The sequence below is a fragment of the Corynebacterium limaceinasi genome (assembly GCF_046717465.1).
In the GTDB taxonomy this organism is placed as follows: Bacteria; Actinomycetota; Actinomycetes; order Mycobacteriales; family Mycobacteriaceae; genus Corynebacterium.
This window is the reverse complement of record NZ_CP177100.1, coordinates 849,789-868,851: the sequence shown is the minus strand read 5'-3', so window position 1 is coordinate 868,851 and position 19,063 is coordinate 849,789. Positions and strand designations below refer to the sequence as shown.

Annotated in this window: 18 protein-coding genes; 5 read left to right on the top strand and 13 right to left on the bottom strand. The window is 59.7% G+C overall.

The genetic code is table 11. The features are described 5' to 3' along the window. Nucleotides 1–59: 59 nt before the first annotated feature. Both ACLI1Q_RS04370 and rsmI read right to left on the bottom strand, forming a co-directional pair. Complete coding sequence (locus tag ACLI1Q_RS04370; protein WP_284849635.1) at nucleotides 60–1,916, bottom strand: BCCT family transporter; 1,857 nt, start codon at nucleotides 1,914–1,916, stop codon at nucleotides 60–62. A 282-nt stretch (nucleotides 1,917–2,198) separates the two neighbouring features. After that, nucleotides 2,199–3,047: a 16S rRNA (cytidine(1402)-2'-O)-methyltransferase gene (rsmI, locus tag ACLI1Q_RS04365; RefSeq protein WP_411697105.1), complete on the bottom strand. Its 849-nt coding sequence runs from the start codon at nucleotides 3,045–3,047 to the stop codon at nucleotides 2,199–2,201. A 24-nt stretch (nucleotides 3,048–3,071) separates the two neighbouring features. On the opposite strand from rsmI, the gene ACLI1Q_RS04360 reads away from it, so the two are divergent. After that, nucleotides 3,072–4,697 (top strand): dolichyl-phosphate-mannose--protein mannosyltransferase, encoded by a 1,626-nt coding sequence (locus ACLI1Q_RS04360; protein ID WP_239269177.1) that lies wholly within the window; start codon nucleotides 3,072–3,074, stop codon nucleotides 4,695–4,697. A gap of 20 nt (nucleotides 4,698–4,717) precedes the next feature. Here the strand turns inward: ACLI1Q_RS04360 and ACLI1Q_RS04355 are convergent, their stop codons facing one another. After that, the gene (locus tag ACLI1Q_RS04355; protein ID WP_239269178.1) at nucleotides 4,718–5,419 is read right to left on the bottom strand and encodes a zf-HC2 domain-containing protein; all 702 of its coding nucleotides are present in this window, start codon (nucleotides 5,417–5,419) and stop codon (nucleotides 4,718–4,720) included. Further along, nucleotides 5,406–5,819, bottom strand: a complete 414-nt coding sequence (locus tag ACLI1Q_RS04350; RefSeq protein ID WP_239269179.1) for a DoxX family protein — start codon at nucleotides 5,817–5,819, stop codon at nucleotides 5,406–5,408. Before ACLI1Q_RS04350 ends, ACLI1Q_RS04355 begins: the two co-directional genes overlap by 14 nt. A 171-nt stretch (nucleotides 5,820–5,990) precedes the next feature. Here ACLI1Q_RS04350 and ACLI1Q_RS04345 point away from each other — a divergent pair, with 171 nt between their 5' ends. Continuing rightward, a complete protein-coding gene (locus tag ACLI1Q_RS04345) occupies nucleotides 5,991–6,650 on the top strand; it encodes a DNA-3-methyladenine glycosylase I (RefSeq protein ID WP_239269180.1) in 660 nt (219 codons plus the stop codon). Here ACLI1Q_RS04345 and glpR read toward each other — a convergent pair whose 3' ends face one another. From glpR to ACLI1Q_RS04325, 4 genes are all read right to left on the bottom strand, one after another. Continuing rightward, a complete protein-coding gene (gene glpR, locus ACLI1Q_RS04340) occupies nucleotides 6,651–8,090 on the bottom strand; it encodes a gephyrin-like molybdotransferase receptor GlpR (RefSeq protein WP_370657790.1) in 1,440 nt (479 codons plus the stop codon). Between the two features lie 157 nt (nucleotides 8,091–8,247). Further along, the gene (locus ACLI1Q_RS04335; RefSeq protein WP_239269182.1) at nucleotides 8,248–8,958 is read right to left on the bottom strand and encodes a GNAT family N-acetyltransferase; all 711 of its coding nucleotides are present in this window, start codon (nucleotides 8,956–8,958) and stop codon (nucleotides 8,248–8,250) included. After that, a complete protein-coding gene (gene glp, locus ACLI1Q_RS04330; RefSeq protein WP_411697104.1) occupies nucleotides 8,958–10,292 on the bottom strand; it encodes a gephyrin-like molybdotransferase Glp in 1,335 nt (444 codons plus the stop codon). Before glp ends, ACLI1Q_RS04335 begins: the two co-directional genes overlap by 1 nt. 73 nt (nucleotides 10,293–10,365) lie before the next feature. Then, nucleotides 10,366–11,292, bottom strand: a complete 927-nt coding sequence (locus ACLI1Q_RS04325) for a UTP--glucose-1-phosphate uridylyltransferase (protein WP_239269184.1) — start codon at nucleotides 11,290–11,292, stop codon at nucleotides 10,366–10,368. Between the two features lie 68 nt (nucleotides 11,293–11,360). Between ACLI1Q_RS04325 and ACLI1Q_RS04320 the strand changes: the two genes are divergently transcribed. After that, nucleotides 11,361–11,942 (top strand): 5-formyltetrahydrofolate cyclo-ligase, encoded by a 582-nt coding sequence (locus ACLI1Q_RS04320; protein WP_239275449.1) that lies wholly within the window; start codon nucleotides 11,361–11,363, stop codon nucleotides 11,940–11,942. A 39-nt stretch (nucleotides 11,943–11,981) separates the two neighbouring features. Continuing rightward, complete coding sequence (locus ACLI1Q_RS04315) at nucleotides 11,982–12,707, top strand: SAF domain-containing protein (RefSeq protein ID WP_239269186.1); 726 nt, start codon at nucleotides 11,982–11,984, stop codon at nucleotides 12,705–12,707. A 33-nt stretch (nucleotides 12,708–12,740) separates the two neighbouring features. Here ACLI1Q_RS04315 and ACLI1Q_RS04310 read toward each other — a convergent pair whose 3' ends face one another. Together ACLI1Q_RS04310 and dcuC are read right to left on the bottom strand one after the other, a co-directional pair. Then, on the bottom strand, nucleotides 12,741–14,072 hold the full coding sequence (locus ACLI1Q_RS04310) for a lyase family protein (RefSeq protein WP_239269187.1): 1,332 nt from the start codon (nucleotides 14,070–14,072) through the stop codon (nucleotides 12,741–12,743). A gap of 48 nt (nucleotides 14,073–14,120) precedes the next feature. Further along, a complete protein-coding gene (gene dcuC, locus ACLI1Q_RS04305; RefSeq protein WP_411697103.1) occupies nucleotides 14,121–15,488 on the bottom strand; it encodes a C4-dicarboxylate transporter DcuC in 1,368 nt (455 codons plus the stop codon). 242 nt (nucleotides 15,489–15,730) lie between these two features. Here dcuC and mscL point away from each other — a divergent pair, with 242 nt between their 5' ends. Further along, nucleotides 15,731–16,228, top strand: a complete 498-nt coding sequence (gene mscL / locus ACLI1Q_RS04300; RefSeq protein ID WP_239269189.1) for a large-conductance mechanosensitive channel protein MscL — start codon at nucleotides 15,731–15,733, stop codon at nucleotides 16,226–16,228. 110 nt (nucleotides 16,229–16,338) lie between these two features. Here the strand turns inward: mscL and ACLI1Q_RS04295 are convergent, their stop codons facing one another. The 3 genes from ACLI1Q_RS04295 to ACLI1Q_RS04285 are packed head-to-tail and all read right to left on the bottom strand — an operon-like array spanning nucleotide 16,339 to nucleotide 18,751. After that, nucleotides 16,339–16,572: a hypothetical protein gene (locus ACLI1Q_RS04295; protein WP_239269190.1), complete on the bottom strand. Its 234-nt coding sequence runs from the start codon at nucleotides 16,570–16,572 to the stop codon at nucleotides 16,339–16,341. A gap of 28 nt (nucleotides 16,573–16,600) precedes the next feature. Next, complete coding sequence (locus ACLI1Q_RS04290) at nucleotides 16,601–17,209, bottom strand: molybdenum cofactor biosynthesis protein B (protein WP_239269191.1); 609 nt, start codon at nucleotides 17,207–17,209, stop codon at nucleotides 16,601–16,603. Nucleotides 17,210–17,269: 60 nt separating this feature from the next. Beyond that, a complete protein-coding gene (locus tag ACLI1Q_RS04285; protein WP_411697102.1) occupies nucleotides 17,270–18,751 on the bottom strand; it encodes a S1C family serine protease in 1,482 nt (493 codons plus the stop codon). Nucleotides 18,752–19,063: the final 312 nt, after the last annotated feature.

Below are 19,063 nucleotides of genomic sequence, written 5' to 3'. Positions count from 1 at the left end.
CTCCCTCCCAAGTATGGGAAAGCGGCGGGCGCTGCTACCGAAGGCGGTAGATGGTCTATCTACTTGCGCTTCATCGGGTTCTTCAAACGCTCGTTGCGGCGCTTCTTGAGCACCTGCGTGCGCTGGTAGTCGCGGTGCAAGCGGCGCTCGCGGGCCATCTTGCGCTGGAACTGCTGCGCCTCGCGGTACTCGAGGTAAATGATGTCCTGGCTCAAGTCCTTGTAAATGGCGAACATCAGGCCAATGACGATGAACAAGAACGGCAGCGCCGCCACGATGGTGACATTCTGCAGGTTGGACAGTGCGTCCTCATTGACCAAGAGCAGGGTCAAACCAACGGCTGCGGTCAGGGCACCCCACAGGGCGGATAGCCACGGCTTCGCGGTTGCGGCACCATTCTGGGTCATCGAACCCATCACCGTGGAAGCGGAGTCTGCGGAGGTAATGAAGAAGGTGGACAGCAAGATGACGGCGACGACGCCGGCAATGAAGCCACCGGGCAGGTTGTGCAGGAGGTTAAACAGCTCTACTTCGGCGGATTCGCCGGTGATGGATTCGCCGTTTTGCTCCATGTGGATTGCGGTGCCACCGAAGATGGCGAACCACAGGGTGGAAACGCCCGCTGGGATGAGCAGGACGCCCAAGCAGAACTCGCGGACGGAACGGCCGCGGGAAATGCGTGCCAAGAACATGCCCACGAATGGGGACCAGGAGACCCACCATGCCCAGTAGAAGATGGTGTAGCTAGACAGCCACTCGCCGGCGGTGCCGTTTTCGGACTCGGCGGTACGGCCGATCATCTCGGTGAAGTAGTTGAAGTAATTACCGATGGATCCTGGAATCTGGTTCAGGATGGTCACGGTTGGGCCCAAGATGAAGACGAAGATAGCCAGCACCGCAGCCAAGACCATGTTGGCATTGGACACGTACTGAATGCCCTTGCCCACACCGGAGAGCGCGGACAGCAAGAAGGCCAAGGTCAGGACCAACACAATACCGATAACCACAGACTGGGTTGGGTTATCGATGATGCCGGAGGCTTCCAGGCCGGCCTGAATCTGCAGCGCGCCAAGCCCCAGGGAGCAGGCGGTGCCGAAGACAGTGGCGAAGATGGACAGGATGTCAATGAACTTGCCCAATCCGCCGTTGGCGCGGCGCTCGCCGATGAGCGGCACGAAGGCCTGGCTCAACAGCTGCTTGCGACCGATGCGGTAGGTCGAGTACGCGATGGCCAAACCAACAATGGCGTAGACAGCCCAGGGGTGCAGCGTCCAGTGGAACATGGCATAGGCCATGGACGAGCCCACGTTTTCCGTTCCTTGGCCAGGCGTACCGTCGCGGTAGTTCGCCAGCGGCTCGGAAGCACCGTAGAACATCAGGCCGATGCCCATACCGGCAGCGAACATCATGGCGATCCACGAAGGCGTGGAAAACTCCGGTTCCTCATTGATGTGGCCCAACCTAATGGAGCCGAACTTAGAGAACGCGATGAAGATAACGAAGGCCACGAAGACAGTGCCGAAGAGCACGTAGGCCCAACCGAACTTATCGACGACCCACGTCAGGGCCGCGGAAGAAAAGTCCGCGAAGTTATCCGGTGCGGCCAGGCCCCAGATAACGATGGCGGCAACGAGCACACCCGCAATCCCCATGATGGTCCAGTCAATCGGGATATTATCGCGGTCTGCGGCGATTTCGATTTCCGGATCATCATACTCTTCGGGGTGGAACCCCTCAGAGTTGAGCATGTCCTGGATCTGGCTCGTCGCCGTTTGCTCGTCCAGTGCCTCTTCTACCGTTTGATAATCCTCAATCGGCTGTTCACTCGAAGCAGCAGAAGTGGTCCCAGCCGGCGCTTCGCCGGGCCCCTTCCCCTCTTCGGGCACACCAGCGCCGTTATTTTCAGTATTAGTCATGCTCTCTAGACTGGTGGCGCGACCCCAATTTTTCAAACCGTTTTGCTATCAAAACCCCAGCTTACATACATTTTTGAGCATTTCCTTAAGACTTCCTACATGCTTATAGGCTGCATATCCCCACGTAGACAGGTTTTAGGCGCCACACGCCCGGGAAAGATAACGATTCGATAACATATATAGAAGCGTGAAACCACCAGTTAGCACGAGTAATTGTGACGTTTTATACGCTACATAGAAATGACCTGAGGACGGCTCAACAAGAGCTCAATTAGCGGGCGCTCAGCGGGCATCCAACGCGGCATCATAAAGCTCCCGATTGGACACCCCAGTCCCCTTGGCAGCCTGCTTGCACGCGTCTTTCAAGCGCATGCCGGCCCCGGCAAGCTCCAAGGCTTGCGGGACCAGGTCTGCGGCGGTCACAGCAGCGCCGGTTCCGCCTTCGATCACCACGGTAATCTCGCCCTTCACGCCCTCGCTTGCCCATTCGGCCAGCTCTGCTAGGCAACCGCGGCGCACCTCCTCGTACGTCTTGGTCAGCTCGCGGCATACCGCGGCGGGGCGATCGGCGCCGAGGACCTGGGCGGCATCGGCAAGCGTATCGGCGATGCGGTGGGGAGATTCAAAAAATACGATGGCGCGCTTTTCATTGCGCAGCGATTCCAGCCACGCCTTTCGCGGGCCGGGCTTGCGCGGCGGGAATGCATCGAAGAGGAAGTGGCCCACGCCCAAGCCAGACAAGGCAAGCGCCGTGGGCACCGCCGAAGGACCCGGAAAACACGTCACGGGGATATCGCGCTCGGCGGCCGCGGCCACCAGTGACAGACCGGGATCGGAGATGATTGGCATGCCGGCATCGGTGACCACGAGGACGGTGCCGTGCTGGGCGGCATCGATAAGCTGCTGCGCACGCGCCTGCTCATTGTGGTCGAAGTTGGACACCACAGAGCCGGAAATTTCGATGCCCAGGGCCTGCGCCAGGTTGCGCACGCGGCGGGTATCTTCGGCGGCGATGACATCCGCATGCGCCAATGCCTGCATCAGGCGCGCAGAGGCATCAGCGACTTTCCCCAAGGGCGTGGCGGCGAGGATAACGCCGCGCGGAAGTGGTTCCAGACCTAAAGCTGACATGCCTCTAGCATTCCACATTCTCCTATGCGCCCGCGCGAAGGCTCGTGGCCTAAACTCTTCTTCGTGACTATTGCTACCGCTGCCCCCGCTAGCTCACCGCGCACCCCGCATAACCGCGTGATCCCGCCGGCACCGCGTACCTATACGTGGGGCAAGGCCGATTGGATTAGCACCGGCATCATCGCCGTTCTCGCGCTGATTACCCGGTTTGTGGGGCTTACCGCGCCGGTATCCCAAGGCACGCCCGTCTTCGATGAAAAGCACTATGTCCCCCAAGCCTGGGACATGGTCAAAAGCTGGGATAACTTATTCATCGGCGGCATCGAGACCAACCCAGGCTTTGGGCTCGTGGTTCACCCGCCGCTGGGCAAACAGATCATTGCCATTTCAGAATGGGTCTTTGGTTATACCCCGCTGGGCTGGCGCTTGATGACGGCTCTCTTCGGCGTCGCCACCGTCCTGATGACCATGGCTCTGGCTCGCCGGCTGTCCTTTTCCTGGCAGGTGGCCACCTTTGCCGGCATTTTGGCCGTCTGCGATGGCGTCCTCTTGGTCTCCGCGAAGTTTGGCATGCTGGATATCTTCCAGGTCTTTTTCATCGTCGCCGCAGCCTGGGCACTGGCCCGCGATCATCAACAAATGCGCGAGCGTCTGCACAACGCCCTGCTGAGCGACGGGATGGGCACCTCCCCCTTCGGGCCGCGTTTTGGCTTCCGGTGGTGGCGCTTTACCGCCGGCGTCTTCTTAGGACTGTCGCTCGCCGTGAAGTGGTCCGGGCTGTACTACATCATGTTCTTCGGCCTGCTCTGTGTCTTTAGTGACCTCGCATTGCGCCGCAAGTACGGCGTTCGCCGCTATATTGTGGGCACGCTCATTCGCGATACTCCCGCGGCACTAGCCTCCCTAGTTGCCGTCCCAGTAATGATTTATGTGTGGAGCTGGCGCGCATGGTTCGCCTCAGAAACCGCGGTCTACCGGCACGCCAAGGTGGATGGGACCATCGGGGAAGACTCCTGGCTCATGCACTTACCAGAATCTGTGGCCGGCTGGTTTTATTACCACTTATCCGTATTGGATTTTCACGCCAGCTTGACCTCTTCCGGTGGCCACCACCACCCGTGGGATTCCAAGCCGTGGGCATGGCTGGCCGGGGCCCGGCCCATTCTGTACTACTCCAGCACGGACCTGGAATGCAGCGGCGGTGGCGAATGCCGCAAGATGCTCTACCTCTTTGGCACCCCGGCGATCTGGTGGCTGGTGGTCCCCGCGGTACTTTGGGGGATGTGGTCGCTTATCATCCGCCGCAACCGCGCCTTCCTCATTCCCCTCGTGGGCTTCGCGGCCGGATTCCTGCCGTGGCTCGCGGCCTTTGACCGGCAGATGTACTTCTTTTATGCCACCGCGTTTATCCCCTTTGTCATCGTGCTGCTTGCCCTCATACTGGGCCAAATGGTCGGGCGCGGTAAGCCCATCAAGTGGCAGTGGATAACGCGCATCGCTGGCGGGCCGATGCGGCGGGGAACATTTGCCGCCGCCTGCTACCTCGCGCTGGTGGTCGCGATGTTCTTCTACTTCGCGCCCATCTTGTACGGCTTCATCATCCCGGAATCGTGGTACCAATCCATGATGTGGTTGCCCAGCTGGAAATAGCTCGCAGAACCTCGTTCGCCTTAGTGCGGCTGCGCGTTCAGGGATTTCCACCACGCGCGCACCAGGTAGCCCTTCTCGGCCGCCCACGCCCAGCCCAGGCTCATGGTCGATAGCGCGGTAGCGATGAGCAAATAGACCTGCTCCATGGTGACGGTACCCAGCGCAATATCGCGCACGCCAAAGCCAAAAAGAAACGCAAACATCGTGGCGGATACCGGGAACAGCCCGGTCACAGAGGCTGGGCGCCACGCGCTCCACAGCAGTCCGCACGCCATGCCAAAGCGCACGGCCGCGCCCTCCATCAGCAGGTTGGCGCGCTCCGGGTCGGCTGCCGGATCCAGCACCGAGCCCTCTGCGCCCATGGGCACTAGGCCGGAGGCGCGTACCACCTGCACGATGGCCCACACCGCAAAGACAAGCCCCATGGCCACCAAGGCGATGCGCGCCACCGTGAGGTTGGCCTGCCTGGCGCTCGAGGCCCGCTTCCACTCCGGTTCTACACCTGCGAGGATCACCTCTGACAGATCGGTCGGTGGCGCCATGCCGGAGTCCGCCGGTTCCACGAAGCTTAAGGAGCGCGATAGCGCCGCTGCCTTATCGCGAAAGGCCCGGCACTCCGCGCAGTGTTCTAGGTGGGCGTCGATGACATCGGCGGAAAGCTCCGCGTCTTCCCCATCCAGTTGGGCGGAAATCGCCGCTTGTACTTGGCTATGCGTCAACATTGCTTAACGCCCTATCCAAGCTCGCCCGGCCAGAACCAAAAATGACGATCATCAGCAGGGACATGCACAGCACCAAGGGGTACTCGATGCCGCCGTCGCCAGCAAAAAGGCCATTGCCCCAGTGCACGAAGTACAGCGCGCCCACCATATCCACGGCCAGCGCCGCCGCGGCAAAAGTGGTCAACAAACCGATGACGAGGAAGGCGCCACCTACCATTTCCCCGATTGCGGCGGCATAACCGGCAATCTGTGGCTGCGGGATGCCGAGGGCGGAAAACTGCCCTACCGTCTCATCCATTCCGTCCATGAACATCTTGTCCACGCCGTGCGCGATAAAAATGAGTCCGAGAACCAACCGAAAAAGCAGCAATGCGGCATCGCGAACGGCAGGTCTATTCATGGTCAATAGACTACATCGAATGCCTACCCCAACGCGAAGACGCCACCGCTCCACCCGCTGAGCTCGCAATTTCACCATCTAGCGAGGTACGCGCTGCGCCTCATCCGCAATCGCTGCTTCAATGGGAAAGACAAGGAAAATAGGCACTACATACCAACAGGAGAACCTCCCATGGACACTGAAACCACTACCGAAGAACGCACCCCGCTGGCCTATGACGCGCACGGGGTAGCCCGCACGCCGTGGGCCGTGACGTCGTCGCTGCTAACGGATTATTACGACACCGAATGGGGCCTTCCCATTAGGGACGAGGACGGGCTATTTGAGCGCTTGAGCTTGGAGTCCTTCCAGTCTGGGCTGTCCTGGGCCGTGGTATTAAAAAAGCGCCCCGCCTTCCGCGAGGCCTTTTGCCACTTTGATCCGGACAAGGTTGCGGAATTCGGCGAGGCCGAGGTGGAGCACTTGCTTGCCGATGCCTCCATTATCCGCAACGAGACCAAGATCCGCGCCACCATCAATAACGCGAAGGCCACCATTAAACTGCGCGAAAACGGCGGCCTAGCGGATTTCATTTGGAGCTTTCAGCCTGCAGAAAATACCTACCCCGAGGTTATGGAGGATATCCCGAAGAAGAGCCCCGAGTCGCAGGCCATGTCGCGTGAATTGAAGAAGGCCGGTTTTAAGTTCGTAGGGCCGGTGACCTGCTTTGCCCTCATGGAGGCCATCGGCATGGTCGATACCCACCTCTTGGGCTCCCACCGCCGGGCTACCTCCGGCGTATGGCCGGAAGAAACCGAAAAACTCCCCGGAAGCGAGGGAGAAGCTGTCTAATTAACCCGCGCGGCGAGCGGCCAGGTCATCGCGGCGCCCTACCCCATCGGGCCCGGCGTGCGGGCCATCAAAGTCACCGTCTTCATCATCGCTGTAGCTTAAGGGAAGGTGCTCAAAGTCGGGGCTTTCATCGTCGATTTCGACGACGACCGCACCCGGCCGGCGCAGGTTGCGGGGGATCTTTAGCGCCTCATCATCGGTATTGTGAACGCCCAACCGCGCCCGGCGCAGGTGCTTTACCCGGCGGCGCAACAGTGCTTGTTCTTGGCGGACTTGCGCGCGCAGCGCCACCAAATAGGTGCCGGTCAGGACACCGACGATGCCTGCCAGCCACCAGGTCCATCCACCGGCCACAATCCCCAAGGCCACGGTGAGGACCACGGCGATGGCTAGGCCAATGAGCGTGCGCTGGCGGCGCTGGTAGCGCGTAGCGGACTTCTCCTTATCCGCCACTGGGTCCCATCCACCGCGGCCAAGGCGGCGCTGAGCAAAAGCTACCTCGTCCTCAGAAAGGTCTGTATTCAGCGCCGCGTCCTCGGAGCCCTGGGCACCGTACTCATCGGCTCCGGCCGATTCCTCGGCTGCACCGTCGTTGTCTGCCTCTTCCGAATCGGTCTCTGCGGTGTCCGTTTCTTCGGCATCGATAACTGGGGCGGGATCGACCGCACCTGGGTACATCAGGTCTACCGGGGAAGTATAGGTCTCGTCGTAGTCGTACGCGTCCTCGGCAATGTCTTCGGTCGCCGGCGCGGTGAAGGACTCGGTGGAATCGGCAGCCACATTCCTGCGGCGGCGCTTGCGCTTTGCACCACCTTCTTCGCCAACGCGCTCATCATCTTCGAGCAAGACATCATCGGCATCGTCTGCGTCCGCATCCGCATCATCGGAAGCGGTGGCCGTGCGCGCGCCATCGGCGTCAGCGGTGGAACCATTTGATTCAGCGGCAGCGGCCGGAGCCGCGGATTCCTCAATGACTTCACCCTCGATGGTCTCTGCCTGCCCCTCTGCCTGGGTGACCTGCTCGTCGCGCGCGTCAGCCTCGTCCTCGTCGGCGGAGCGGTATGCACGGCCACCTACGCCAAAGGGTTGCGCTCGGGCGCGGCGGGCCGCGCCAGCAATGGTCCGCGACTGCGCTCGGGAAGCGCGGTCCTCTGCTTCGTCATCGATCAGCACGTCATCGACGTCTGCCTCGCTGTCCGGGTCCTCAGCGGCAGCGGATACAACCTCGTAGTCGTGGTCTTCATCCGAGCCGCTGCGGTGGACATCATCGGCCCGCAAGCGCGGGCGGCGGCGGCCGGCGACATTGCCGGAATCGCCGGAAAAGAGCACGCGGGTATCCTCAAAGGCCTCGCCGGTATGGCTCATCGGGCGATTGCTCCTGCCCAATAGCCACGGCGCGAGCACGAAGAGCCACACCACGATGATTGCAATAACTGGCACAGCTGTGGACACGACTTAAGGACCTTCCCTTGGGGTGCAGATGATTACTCCACTCTAATCACCAAAACCGCACTTTAGGGGCCACAGAAGCTGTAAATTACAATGTTGTTACTTATGTGAAAATTGAGAAAGCATTACTTGGATTTAGGGATGATTTTCACACCAAACGCCTAGCTTGGTGCAGCCGCTCAACCGCCGTGGATGAGAAGTCTTCCTTGACTAAGGCCACGAAATGGTGATCCCGCCAGGCGCCATCTATATGCAGGTTGCGGCGCAAATACCCCTCGGAGCGAAAGCCGTTGGCACCTAGCACGCGCCCGGAGGCGGGGTTTTGTTCCAGGTAAGTGGCGGTCACTCGGTGCAGGCCTACCCGCCCAAAGGCGTGATCCACGCCCAGGGCGGTGGCCGCGGTGGCAACGCCAGCGCCCTGCACAGCGGAATAAACCCAATAGCCGATCCAACAATCTCGAATACTGCCGTGTTGAATATTGCCGAGCGTTACCTGGCCGGCAAACTTTCCCTCGAGCTCGATAGCCAGGGGGATCACCTGCGCATCGCGCGCGGAGTTGCGCAGAAAAATGAGGTAATTCCACCAGGCCTGCGAGCTGTGGGCCTCTGCCCAAGTGGTCGCTTGGGTCGGCTCCACCGGCCGGAGCAAAGCTTCGTCCTCAATGCGCTGGCGCCGCCACTCGGGACCATCCGAGCGCAGCAAGGGGCGCAGCCGCAACCGCCCACCAGACGGCAGCGCCCCCGAGGGAGGAAGCTGCACCGTCGGCGTCGCCTCCGGCCAACCGGGGTGCAGATCATCGGTCGGCCCGGTGACTGGATGGCGCAGCTTGGCTGCGGCGGTACCGAAGGGGTCAAGCATTAGCTGCGCTGGGTGAGGAATAAGACGTCAACAACATCGCCCGGGCGGATCTCGGTGACTTCCTCTGGCACTCGAATCATTGCATTGGCCTCAGAGAGTCCTGCCAGAAGGTGGGCTGGCGCGCCGGTCGCACCTCCAAGACCCTCGACCAGGTAATCGGCGGTTTCGGCATCGCGCATCAAGCGGGCACGGATGAAACCACGGCGCCCTGGGCGGGAATCAATGTGGTTCAGTGCGCGGGCCCGGACCACCCGGCGGTGGGCATTGCGCTTGCCCAGGGCCAGGCGAATCAAGGGGCGAATGTAAATTTCGAAAATAACCAGCGACGATACCGGGTTCGAGGGAAGGAGGAACGTAGGGATGCGCTCATCTCCTACCAGCCCAAAGCCTTGCACGGATCCTGGGTGCATGGCCACGCGGGAAGTATCGATATCGCCGATTTCTGCCAGGATCTCCCGGATCTGTTCGGCACCGACACCACCAACGGCACCGGTGATGACGAGCGCCTCGCTGCGCGTGATGTGGGTTTCTAGCACTTCCCGGATGCGGCGGGGTTCGCCTTCGGCAATGCCCACGCGGACCACGTCCGCCCCCGCTTCTTTTGCGGCGGCGGCCAAGGAGTAGGAGTTCACGTCAAAGACTTGGCCCAGGCCCGGTTCCTTGTCCACATCGACGAGCTCGCGACCGAAGGACACGATGGTCACGCGGGGCTGCGGATAAACCAGCACCTTGGAGCGCCCCACGGCGGCCAGCAGGCCAATCTGCGCCGGGCCAAGGACGGTGCCAGAGGATACGGCGACATCGCCGGGCTGGATATCGTCGCCCACGCGGCGGACGAAATCGCCCGAGCGCACCGTCCGGTGCGCCGTGATGCGCTTGCGGCCGCGGTCGGTCCACTCGAGGGGCAGGACGGCATCGGCAAGCGTGGGCAAGGGCGCGCCCGTATAGACCCGCACGGCCTGCTTGGGCTGCAGGCGCAGCGGCTGCTTCGAACCGGCCGGAACCTCACCGACGACGGGCAAGGAACGCTCGACCTCGGGTTGGGCGGGCTGCGCGGCGGCGTCCTCGGCCTGCTCGGCAGACCCCTCCCCTTCGCTGCTTTCCTGGTCCTGATTCTTCGGGCGGCGCACCTTCAGCCCTCGCTCGCCGCCGATATCAACCGCGCGAACTGCGTACCCATCGATGGCTGCCTGGGGAAAGCCCGGTAGAGGCTGATAGGCCTGCACCTGCTCGGCGCACATTAACCCCAGCGCATTAGAAATGCTCATCCGCACCGGCTCCGGGGTCGTCGCCGCATCAGTAACCAGCGCCAACTGGTCATCAACTGAACGCATACGGTCTCTGCCCGCCCTTTCTTCTTGCCCTTTTACCTTGCTGCCCTCAACGCACGTGCGCACGGCAAGATAGTTAGTTCAGGCCTTGCTCCGCCTCGAAATCGGACATAATTTGTTTAATAGCTTTATACAGCGCTGGGCCGTATTTTTCATCGCGCAGACCAAAGTCCACGTTGGCCGGGATATAGCCACCGGGGTTACCCAAATCGTGGCGCTTGCCCTCGTGGACCACCACGTGGACGGGCTCGCCTTCCTCAATGAGCAGCTCGATGGCATCGGTCAGCTGCAATTCGCCACCCTTGCCCGGTTCGATCCGGCGCAGCGCATCAAAGATCTTCCGGTCCAACAGGTAGCGCCCGGTAGCCACCAGGTTGGACGGCGCGTCCTCCGGGTCCGGCTTTTCTACCATGCCGATAACCTTTTTCACGCCCGGCACGTCAGTATCTTCTACGTCGAATACGCCGTAGTTAAACGTCTGCTCCTGCGGCACCGCAAAGGCACACAGCACGCTACCGCCGAGCTCGGCGCGAACGCGCGCCATATCCGCCATGACGGTGGCCGGCAACACGATGTCATCCGGCAGCATGACGGCAAAGGAGTCCTCGTCATCTGCCAAGACTTCTTCCGCCAGCCCCACGGCGTGGCCCAAGCCCAAGGGCTTTTCTTGCTCCACCGCGATGGGCTCAATGAGCTGGTGGGCGCGGTTGACCTTAGCTACCTGCTCATCCTTGCCGCGGGAATCTAGGGTTTCTACCAGATCCGGAAATTCCGCAAAATGGCGCATTACTTCTTGTTTTTCGGGTGCGGTAATGACCGCAAGCCTGCGCGCGCCCACAGAGGCTGCCTCCTCAGCAATCAATTCGATGCCGGGAGTATCCACAACGGGCAGCAATTCTTTGGGGACGGTTTTCGTGGCGGGCAGAAAGCGGGTGCCCATGCCAGCCGCTGGAACTACAACCGTGGTGATTCCGGTGGCGGAATCTTCGCGTTCATTAGCCATGAATCTTAGGGTACAACGGCGCACTATTTTCCTGTGTAGCGCTACGCCACGGACGCTATTATTTATTTATGCCTTCTTCCAGCGATATCAAAGAGCAACTGCGCACCCGCCTGCTTCGCGCGCGCCGCGGCCTCACCGCCGAGAAGCGCACGGAATGGTCCGCTGCCCTGCGCGAGCAGCTAGAACCTGAGCTTGCCGGCATTTCGAGCGTTGCCGCCTATTGGCCGTTGGGCACGGAGCCTGGCGGGGCGGACTTCATCCCCTGGCTTTCCCGCCGCGTCGACCGCGTATTATTGCCTATCACCTGCGACAACGGCGTTTTAAACTGGGCAGAATACAAGGGCGCGCACAGCATGCAGCCTGGCCAGCTGGGCATTTCCGAACCCGCCGGCCCGCGCTTTGATAGCCGCGTGCTGTGCGGTTGCGATCTGATTTTGGCTCCCGCCATGGCCATCGATGCCGCCGGAAACCGCTTGGGTAAGGGCGGCGGATACTACGACCGCGCGCTTTCCCTGGTGCCGCGCAACCACCCCGCGGTACTCGCCATGGTCTATCCCACTGAATTCCTCGACTCCATTCCAGCCGCGGCCCACGATCGCCGCGTTGAGGCCGTGGTTACCGCCGCAGGAATCCACCGCTTTCCTTCTTAAATGGGGAACCACACAGGCGGTAGCGCAGTCTAATTGTGCATGGCTTATTCCCCGTCCCCGCGAATCTCACAGTTCTTCCGCACCCTGCGCACCCCTGGCCACCGCCGCGGCGTGCTCGTGCGCCGCGCCATCGCGTTGGCACTGCTAATCGCCGCGCTGGCCTCCGCAGTCTCTCGCGCGAAGGAACTGCCGCAGGTACTGGTCTTTAGCCGCGATTTACCCGCCGGCGCGGAGCTTTCCGCCGCCGATGTCTCGCTCGAGCGCCTGCCTTCTTCCTCCATTCCTAGCAGCGCGCTTGCCGATGCCCCCTCCGATCTCGCCGGCCGCATCATCACCGCCGCCGCGGGCAAGGGCGAGGTCGTCACCAGCCAGCGGCTCCTCGGCCAAGAATTGGTGTCTAGCCTCGTCGCGAACTCGGGATCTGCCGATTCTAAGGGAGGCGGCTCCGGCCGCATGATCCCAGTCAAACTTGCCGATCCAGACATCATCCCCCACCTGCACCACGGCGATACCGTCGATATCGTCACGGCAAGCGATGCCACCAATTCAGAACCCGTTACCGCCCGCGTCATTGCCTCCGGCGCCCGGGTCGTATCCACCACTACCGCAGAGGGCGAGATTTCTTCTGCCACCGTCTTGCTCGCACTGCCTAATGAACACGCCAATGACGTGGCCGCCGCCTCTTTAAACCAACCGCTGACCGTGGTTATCGTCGGCGATCGCGCTCAACCCCATGCCGTTAATGAGGCAGATTCTGCTACTTAACGACCGCCTGAACCTTTTGCGTACTGGTGGTATTTATTCCTGCGCCGATTCCGCGATTTCAACAGCTTGGCCGATGTAATTAGCTGGATTTGTCAGGGACTCAAGGTCCAGCTTTTCCGTAAGGCCCGCGAGCTTCGGGTGGGCTGCGCAAAACTCTTCCAGGCAGGTGCCGTTCTCTCTATTGTCTCGGGCGAATTCCTGAAGAACATCGTGTGCGGCGCTGTGACCAATATGCGGTGCCAGCTCCATCATGATTCCCTCAGTCATCAACGAAACACCCGCGCTTTTTACGTTGTCCTCTAATGCCTGGGCATCAAAACGCAAACGAGGAAAGAGCTGGTCCAGCTTTTCCAACGCTCCATCGACGGCAACAAAGATTTGTGGAATCAGGTTGCGGTGGATCTCGGATTGGCGGTGGTCGCGTTCAAAGGTGGCCGGTGCTTGCGTCAGCATGTTTGCCGCCATGCCACAAGCCATGCTGGCTCCCACGGAAATTTTCATTGTGGCAAAGGGATTGAGTTTTTGCGGCATGGTAGACGATCCAGAGGTATGCGCATCCATGTCCTCGCGGGCCTCGACCAGATCGGATTGCTGCATAGCAAAGAGATCCTCTGCAATCTTGGCCAAACTTTGCCCCAAGGTAGCCACGGTCGACGCAAGCTCTGTCATCGTATCCGAGCTCGCATGCCAGGAAACCGGTTGATAAACCAGTTCCAATTCTTTGGCAAGGCGCCGACTTAACTCAGGTCCTTGTTCTCCAAAGGACGCCAGCGTGCCTACAGCACCGGTAAATTGAATCTGTTCCGTGCGCTCTCGCATCGCTTCCAAGCGTTCCCGGCTCCGGCGCAGCTCCGCGTTCCACCGCGCAAAGCGTGTACCCAGTGTCGTCGGCAGTGCATACTGTCCATTGGTACGCGCGACCATTAACGTTCGGGCGTGCTCGTGAGCGAGGTTGGCGGTAGCAGCGATAACGGCGTTCAGGCGTTCCAGTATCAGGTCGGTAGCTGCTTTGATCTGCAGGGCCCGCGCGGTATCCAAAATATCTTGAGTGGTCGCCCCGAAATGGACCCAACCACGCTGGTCTTCCGGAATCGCGTCCCGCAATGCATCGAGGACAGCAACCGAAGGATTGCCAACCCCGCCGCTTTGGGCCTTTTCTATCAGCTCATCACTGGCGACTGCATTATCTGAGATCGCCTCGGCAGCCTCCTGCGGGATAATTCCCATGTGTCCCTGCGTCCGCGCCATTGCCGCTTCAACAGCGAAAATTTTCCGGATAAGTTGTGCTTCTTCCCAGTGGGCTTCCATGTCCGCTGTGACATGGCCCTTCTTCTGAAAAGACGAGTTCAGTGCGCCGATTCCCATGATAAATTCCTTCTTCTTAGAGGTTTAGGTTGTAATCCCAGAACGTGCTTAGAGCAAGACCAGGCTGGATACGATCATCACGACGAAGCCAACTCCCATTGGAAGCAGCGTGCGGCGAATAAGCTCGGTGGTAGAAATTCCCACGCCACCAGCAACGGAAATGATTACTCCGGAGACCGGAGACACCGCGCGAAACAAGCCGCTGGCAAATTCCATTGGGGTAATCACTGCCGCTGCCGAAGCGCCGAGTCCGCGGCTGACATCTGGCACCAAGCTGGCAAAGGAAGAAAATGCGCCGACACCGGAACCGGTCAGGAACGTCACCAAACCCACAATCAAGGTGAATAGGAGGGTGATGACGATTGCGCCTGCACCGAGTTGCTGTCCTCCATCGATCAGCATGGAAATGGCGCCTGTGGCCGTTAAACCGGTGGCAAAGATTTGTGCCGCGATAATCAATGCGACGATGCCACCGAACATCTTTCCCATGCCCGTAAAAAAGGATGTGGCTTGTTCGGTCGCGGTGGAAAAAGAACGGTGGCGAATGATTTCGCACAGCAAGGCTATGAGCCAGACGATTACGAATGCTCCAACCGTGGTTAGCTCGATGCTGTCATTAACCAAGGGGCTAAAGATCACCAACAAGATAATGGGCAGTGCGAGAAATACCCCGTACCACTTCGGGCCAGCCTCACCAGAACCATCGCCCATGGTGTCGGTTTCCTTGTACTCTTCCAACTCCCGCTTATCGTAATGCTGCTGCACGAAGTAGTGAGTTATCGCAATTGCAATGGCAGTGGGAATGGCCACGATCAGCTGATACTGGACGAAGTAGACGACTGGGGATAAATCAATGGTTCGCGCCGACAGCACCGAAGTTCCCGATGCCGGCCCCATTGGCAACGCGGAGGCTGACACGATGACCGCGCCTGCTGCGGCGGGGCTAACCCCTACTGCCTTCAACACTGGCAGCAATAGCACTAGAAGCAAAATAGCGAGCCCGGCAGCGCTGGGGATAAACATAAAAAGCACCACGCCGAGGAAATACGTGAGAATTAGCGTGATGTAGGGGTGCTTGAACTTTGCGATTGGAGCGGCTAGCACCTCAACCAGTGCCTGCGAGGCGCCGATCTTATTCATATATGCTGAGAAGCCACCGGCCGCCATAATAATGAGGCCGACGCCTGTTAATTGGCTACCAGCAACTTGTTCGAATATGCCGATGATGTCCAACCACCGGGAGCCGGTGGAGTCTTCCTCATCTAAAACTCCGTCGCCAGCTTTGGCCGCAGTGGAAACTGCAATGAGAATAAACCCGGCAAGCAATAAAATAATGACTGGCTTATGACCTTTAACAAGGAAGTAGCCTGCACCAATGGTAACTGCCAAGGCAAATAGAGCGAGTGCGATATTCATGCTGGGATCCCTTCTGCCCACGCATTAGAATACTGTTATTTTTACAAACAATATTTTTACATTCTACTTTCACACTAACACTGAATACCTATATCGCAACCGGTGTGCATTAGTTAACAAGGCAACATTAGTGCCGCCTCCGCCCCTCCGAGTTGTCAATACTTTTAGCTTGAACTAAACTCCCTGCTTGCTCATGGTTCACACCCATCCTTACCTACCCCCAGAAAGGTTCGTCTTCTCCCATGCTTAAGGGCTTTAAAGACTTCATTATGCGCGGCAACGTGGTCGAACTTGCCACCGCAGTCATCATCGGTTCCGCATTCACGGCGATCGTCACTTCCGTGACGGATTCCATCATCCAGCCGATCATTAACTCCCTCGGCTCCGCCGAGGTCGATGGCTTGGGCTTCCAAATCACCGATAATAAGTCCACCCTCGTAGACTTTGGCGCCGTCATTACCGCCGCGATTAACTTCCTGATCATCGCCGCAGTGGTCTACTTCCTCATTGTCATGCCGCTGAACAAGCTCACTGAAGCTGCTAAGCGCCGCCAGGGTGTGGACCCAGAGGCCCCGGCACCAACCTCGGAAGAACTCTTGGCAGAAATCCGCGATCTTCTGCAGGCGCAGAACGCTGATGCTGTCACCACCGCAGATAAGGCGCTTAGGGATGCTACTGCAGCCGAGAACACCGATAACTCCACTGCTTCTGAGGGCAAGCACAGCCGCCACGACGACTAATCCTTGCTAAAGACACAGCTGAGCCCGTGCCCACCTTCGCAATGAGGGAGGACACGGGCTTTTGTTAAGACTGCATTAGCATTTCCAAGCTCGCGAATAGGATGCGCGGGCTACCCGCCGTGGTGCGGCGGCTGGTTCTCGCGGTAAAACTCTTCGCCGCGCTCGGCTGCTTGAGCTCCGTCGCCTTCTGCCGCGGCATCATCGAGAGTGACGATGCGCTGTGCATCGGCACCTTCTCCACTAGCTAATTCCTGCTCTACCGGGCGATCCGCGCTGCGGTCATATTCCGGCGCATCTGACTGCCTGAATACACGCCTGCGCTGGCGGCGTGGTTGAGAGGTCATGGCAGTATCTCCCCCCCTTTCCTTCGCGTTATTGCACGCTGGATTCTTGCAATTGATCCACAAGGTGGTGGACCAGCGGGGTCAACGTGGCCATGCCGTCGCGCACGGCAGCGCGCGATGGTGCGAGGTTGACCACGACGGTGGAACCAGAAACGCCCGAAATGCCGCGGGATGCACACGCATCGACCGCGCCGCAAGCCTGACCAGAAGAGCGCAAGGCCTGGGCCACGCCCGGCACCATCTTGTCGATGACCCCAGTAGTAGCTTCCGGGGTCTTATCGCGCGGGCCTACTCCGGTTCCTCCGACGGTGAGCACGAGATCCACACCGCCGACGACGCCAGTTTCGATGGCTTGCCGGATCTTGGATTTCTTCGAACGCACGACCACCGAACCATCGATGCGGAAATTCGCCTCTGCCAAAAGCTCAGTAACCAGTTTGGCGGTGCTATCTGAATTTTCGCCGGGGTGATCCGTGACGATCACGACGAGCGCGCGGCGCGGCGCCGCCACCCGGTCCTCCTTCTCGCTGGCCAAGAGGTAGGCGTCATCCGGCTCCGCCACATCCCGCAAAGCGTCTGTGGAAGCCGAATTCTCCAACCTAGTGGAGTCGGTCAAGTCTTGCTGGGAGTCTGCCATTTTTCTCCTTCAAAGAAACGTCGGGGCGCAATGCGGACACGGCGCGGGCTGCGTTTTAATCTACTCGCCCGTCAGGGTTACCTCTACCTGACGAGTATCATCCGAATTTCCATCGGATACTTCCAAGGTGACGGTCGCACCGAAGTCTTGGGAACGCGCGGCAGCGATAAGCGCATCGGCGTTTTCAATCAGCCGGTCATTGACGCGGGTGACGATATCTCCCTGCTTCAAACCTGCTTGTTCCGCCGGGCTCCCCGGCTCGACCTTGGCAATGCGCGCGCCATTTCCGTCATCGCGCGCCAAGACCTTAACCCCCAAGGTGGGGTGAGTTACCTGTCCTTTATTGATGAGCTCATCCGCCATCCGCTTAGCAAAGTTGGAAGGGATGGCAAACCCGAGGCCGATAGAGCCGCCCTCGCCCGTGGCTTTATCAGACAACGAGGCAATCATCGAGTTCATACCAACGATATTGCCGTCCATATCCACCAAAGGACCGCCGGAATTGCCGGGGTTAACGGCGGCGTCAGTCTGGATGGCATCGATAAGCGAAGACTCGCCACCCTCCTGGGACGCACGCACCGGACGGTTCTTTGCGGATACGATGCCAGAAGTCACCGTGGCATTGAGTCCAAGCGGCGAACCGACGGCGACTACCTCTTGGCCAACCGCTACCGCATCCGAGTCGCCGAATTGGAGGTGCGGCAGGTCTTGCACGTCCTTGATCTTGATGACGGCGACATCCGTATTGGCATCGGAAGCCACGAGATCGGCTTCGTGCTTGCTACCATCGTTCAAGGTCACCTGCATGATGCCACCCTGTTCCGCACCGGCGATGACGTGGTGGTTGGTCAACACGTAACCATCGGGAGAAATGATCGAGCCAGAGCCTTCCGCAGCCGAGGTCCGAGTAGCGGTCTGAATGGATACCACGGCCGGCAAAACCTTGGAGGAAACCGCTTCCACCGAACCTTCCTCTGGTTCCTTACCCATGCTATTGGCGGCCGGTTGGCTGTGAAGAGCCTCGTTAACCACGGACGTACCGCTGCTGGACTGGTTCTTACCCACGACCACACCGGTAATGGAGCCTGCTGCAATTGCCGCTACCGCTGCGATTGCGGTCGCGGCGCCAAGTCCGATCTTCTTTTTCTCCTTAGGCTGCGGCGGCAAAGGCGTTACCCCAGGCACGGGCGGCTGGCCGGGTTGGTTGTTCACAGGCCCTTGCTGGGAATCATCGCCCTGCTGACTAGAGAAGCTGGATGTTTCATCCTGCCCCCGGGTAGCACTCGGCTGAGCGCCACCAAAGAGGCGATTGCTGGGCGGGGTGTGCTGCCCGTATGCGGAAGCTTGTGCATCCTGCTCGTTGATGCGCGGCTGGTTCCAGCCCTGGGAATAGGTTCCGTTGGAATATGCGGATCCAGAATTCTGCTGCCCACCGCGCGGCTGGTTATACGGCGCCTGCCCATTGTTCATGCCGTAGGGTTCCTGCGGGACACCGTGCGACTGACCATTATTGCCGCGGTTGTCATCATTCCTCATGTTCATAGGAACACTATGCCTCGCTTCGCTTAGTCACAACTTAAACTACTCTGCCAACGTACTAGAAGTTCCTGTGAAGTTACTGTAGACAATAAGCTGCCCAAACTCGCCGCACACATCACCCCCTTCACGCTCGTACACGCCTTCACAATCGCCGCACTACGCACCTTTCATGCTGGGGCGCGAACCGCCACGAGCACAATCGCAGAGAAAAACTGATCCACCATCGGGTTAGTGCGCTTTTATATTAATTTTAGGATTAGCCTGGCCTTAACTTGAAGTGGATTTCCTTGGTCTTTAAGACCCGAAGAGTAGACA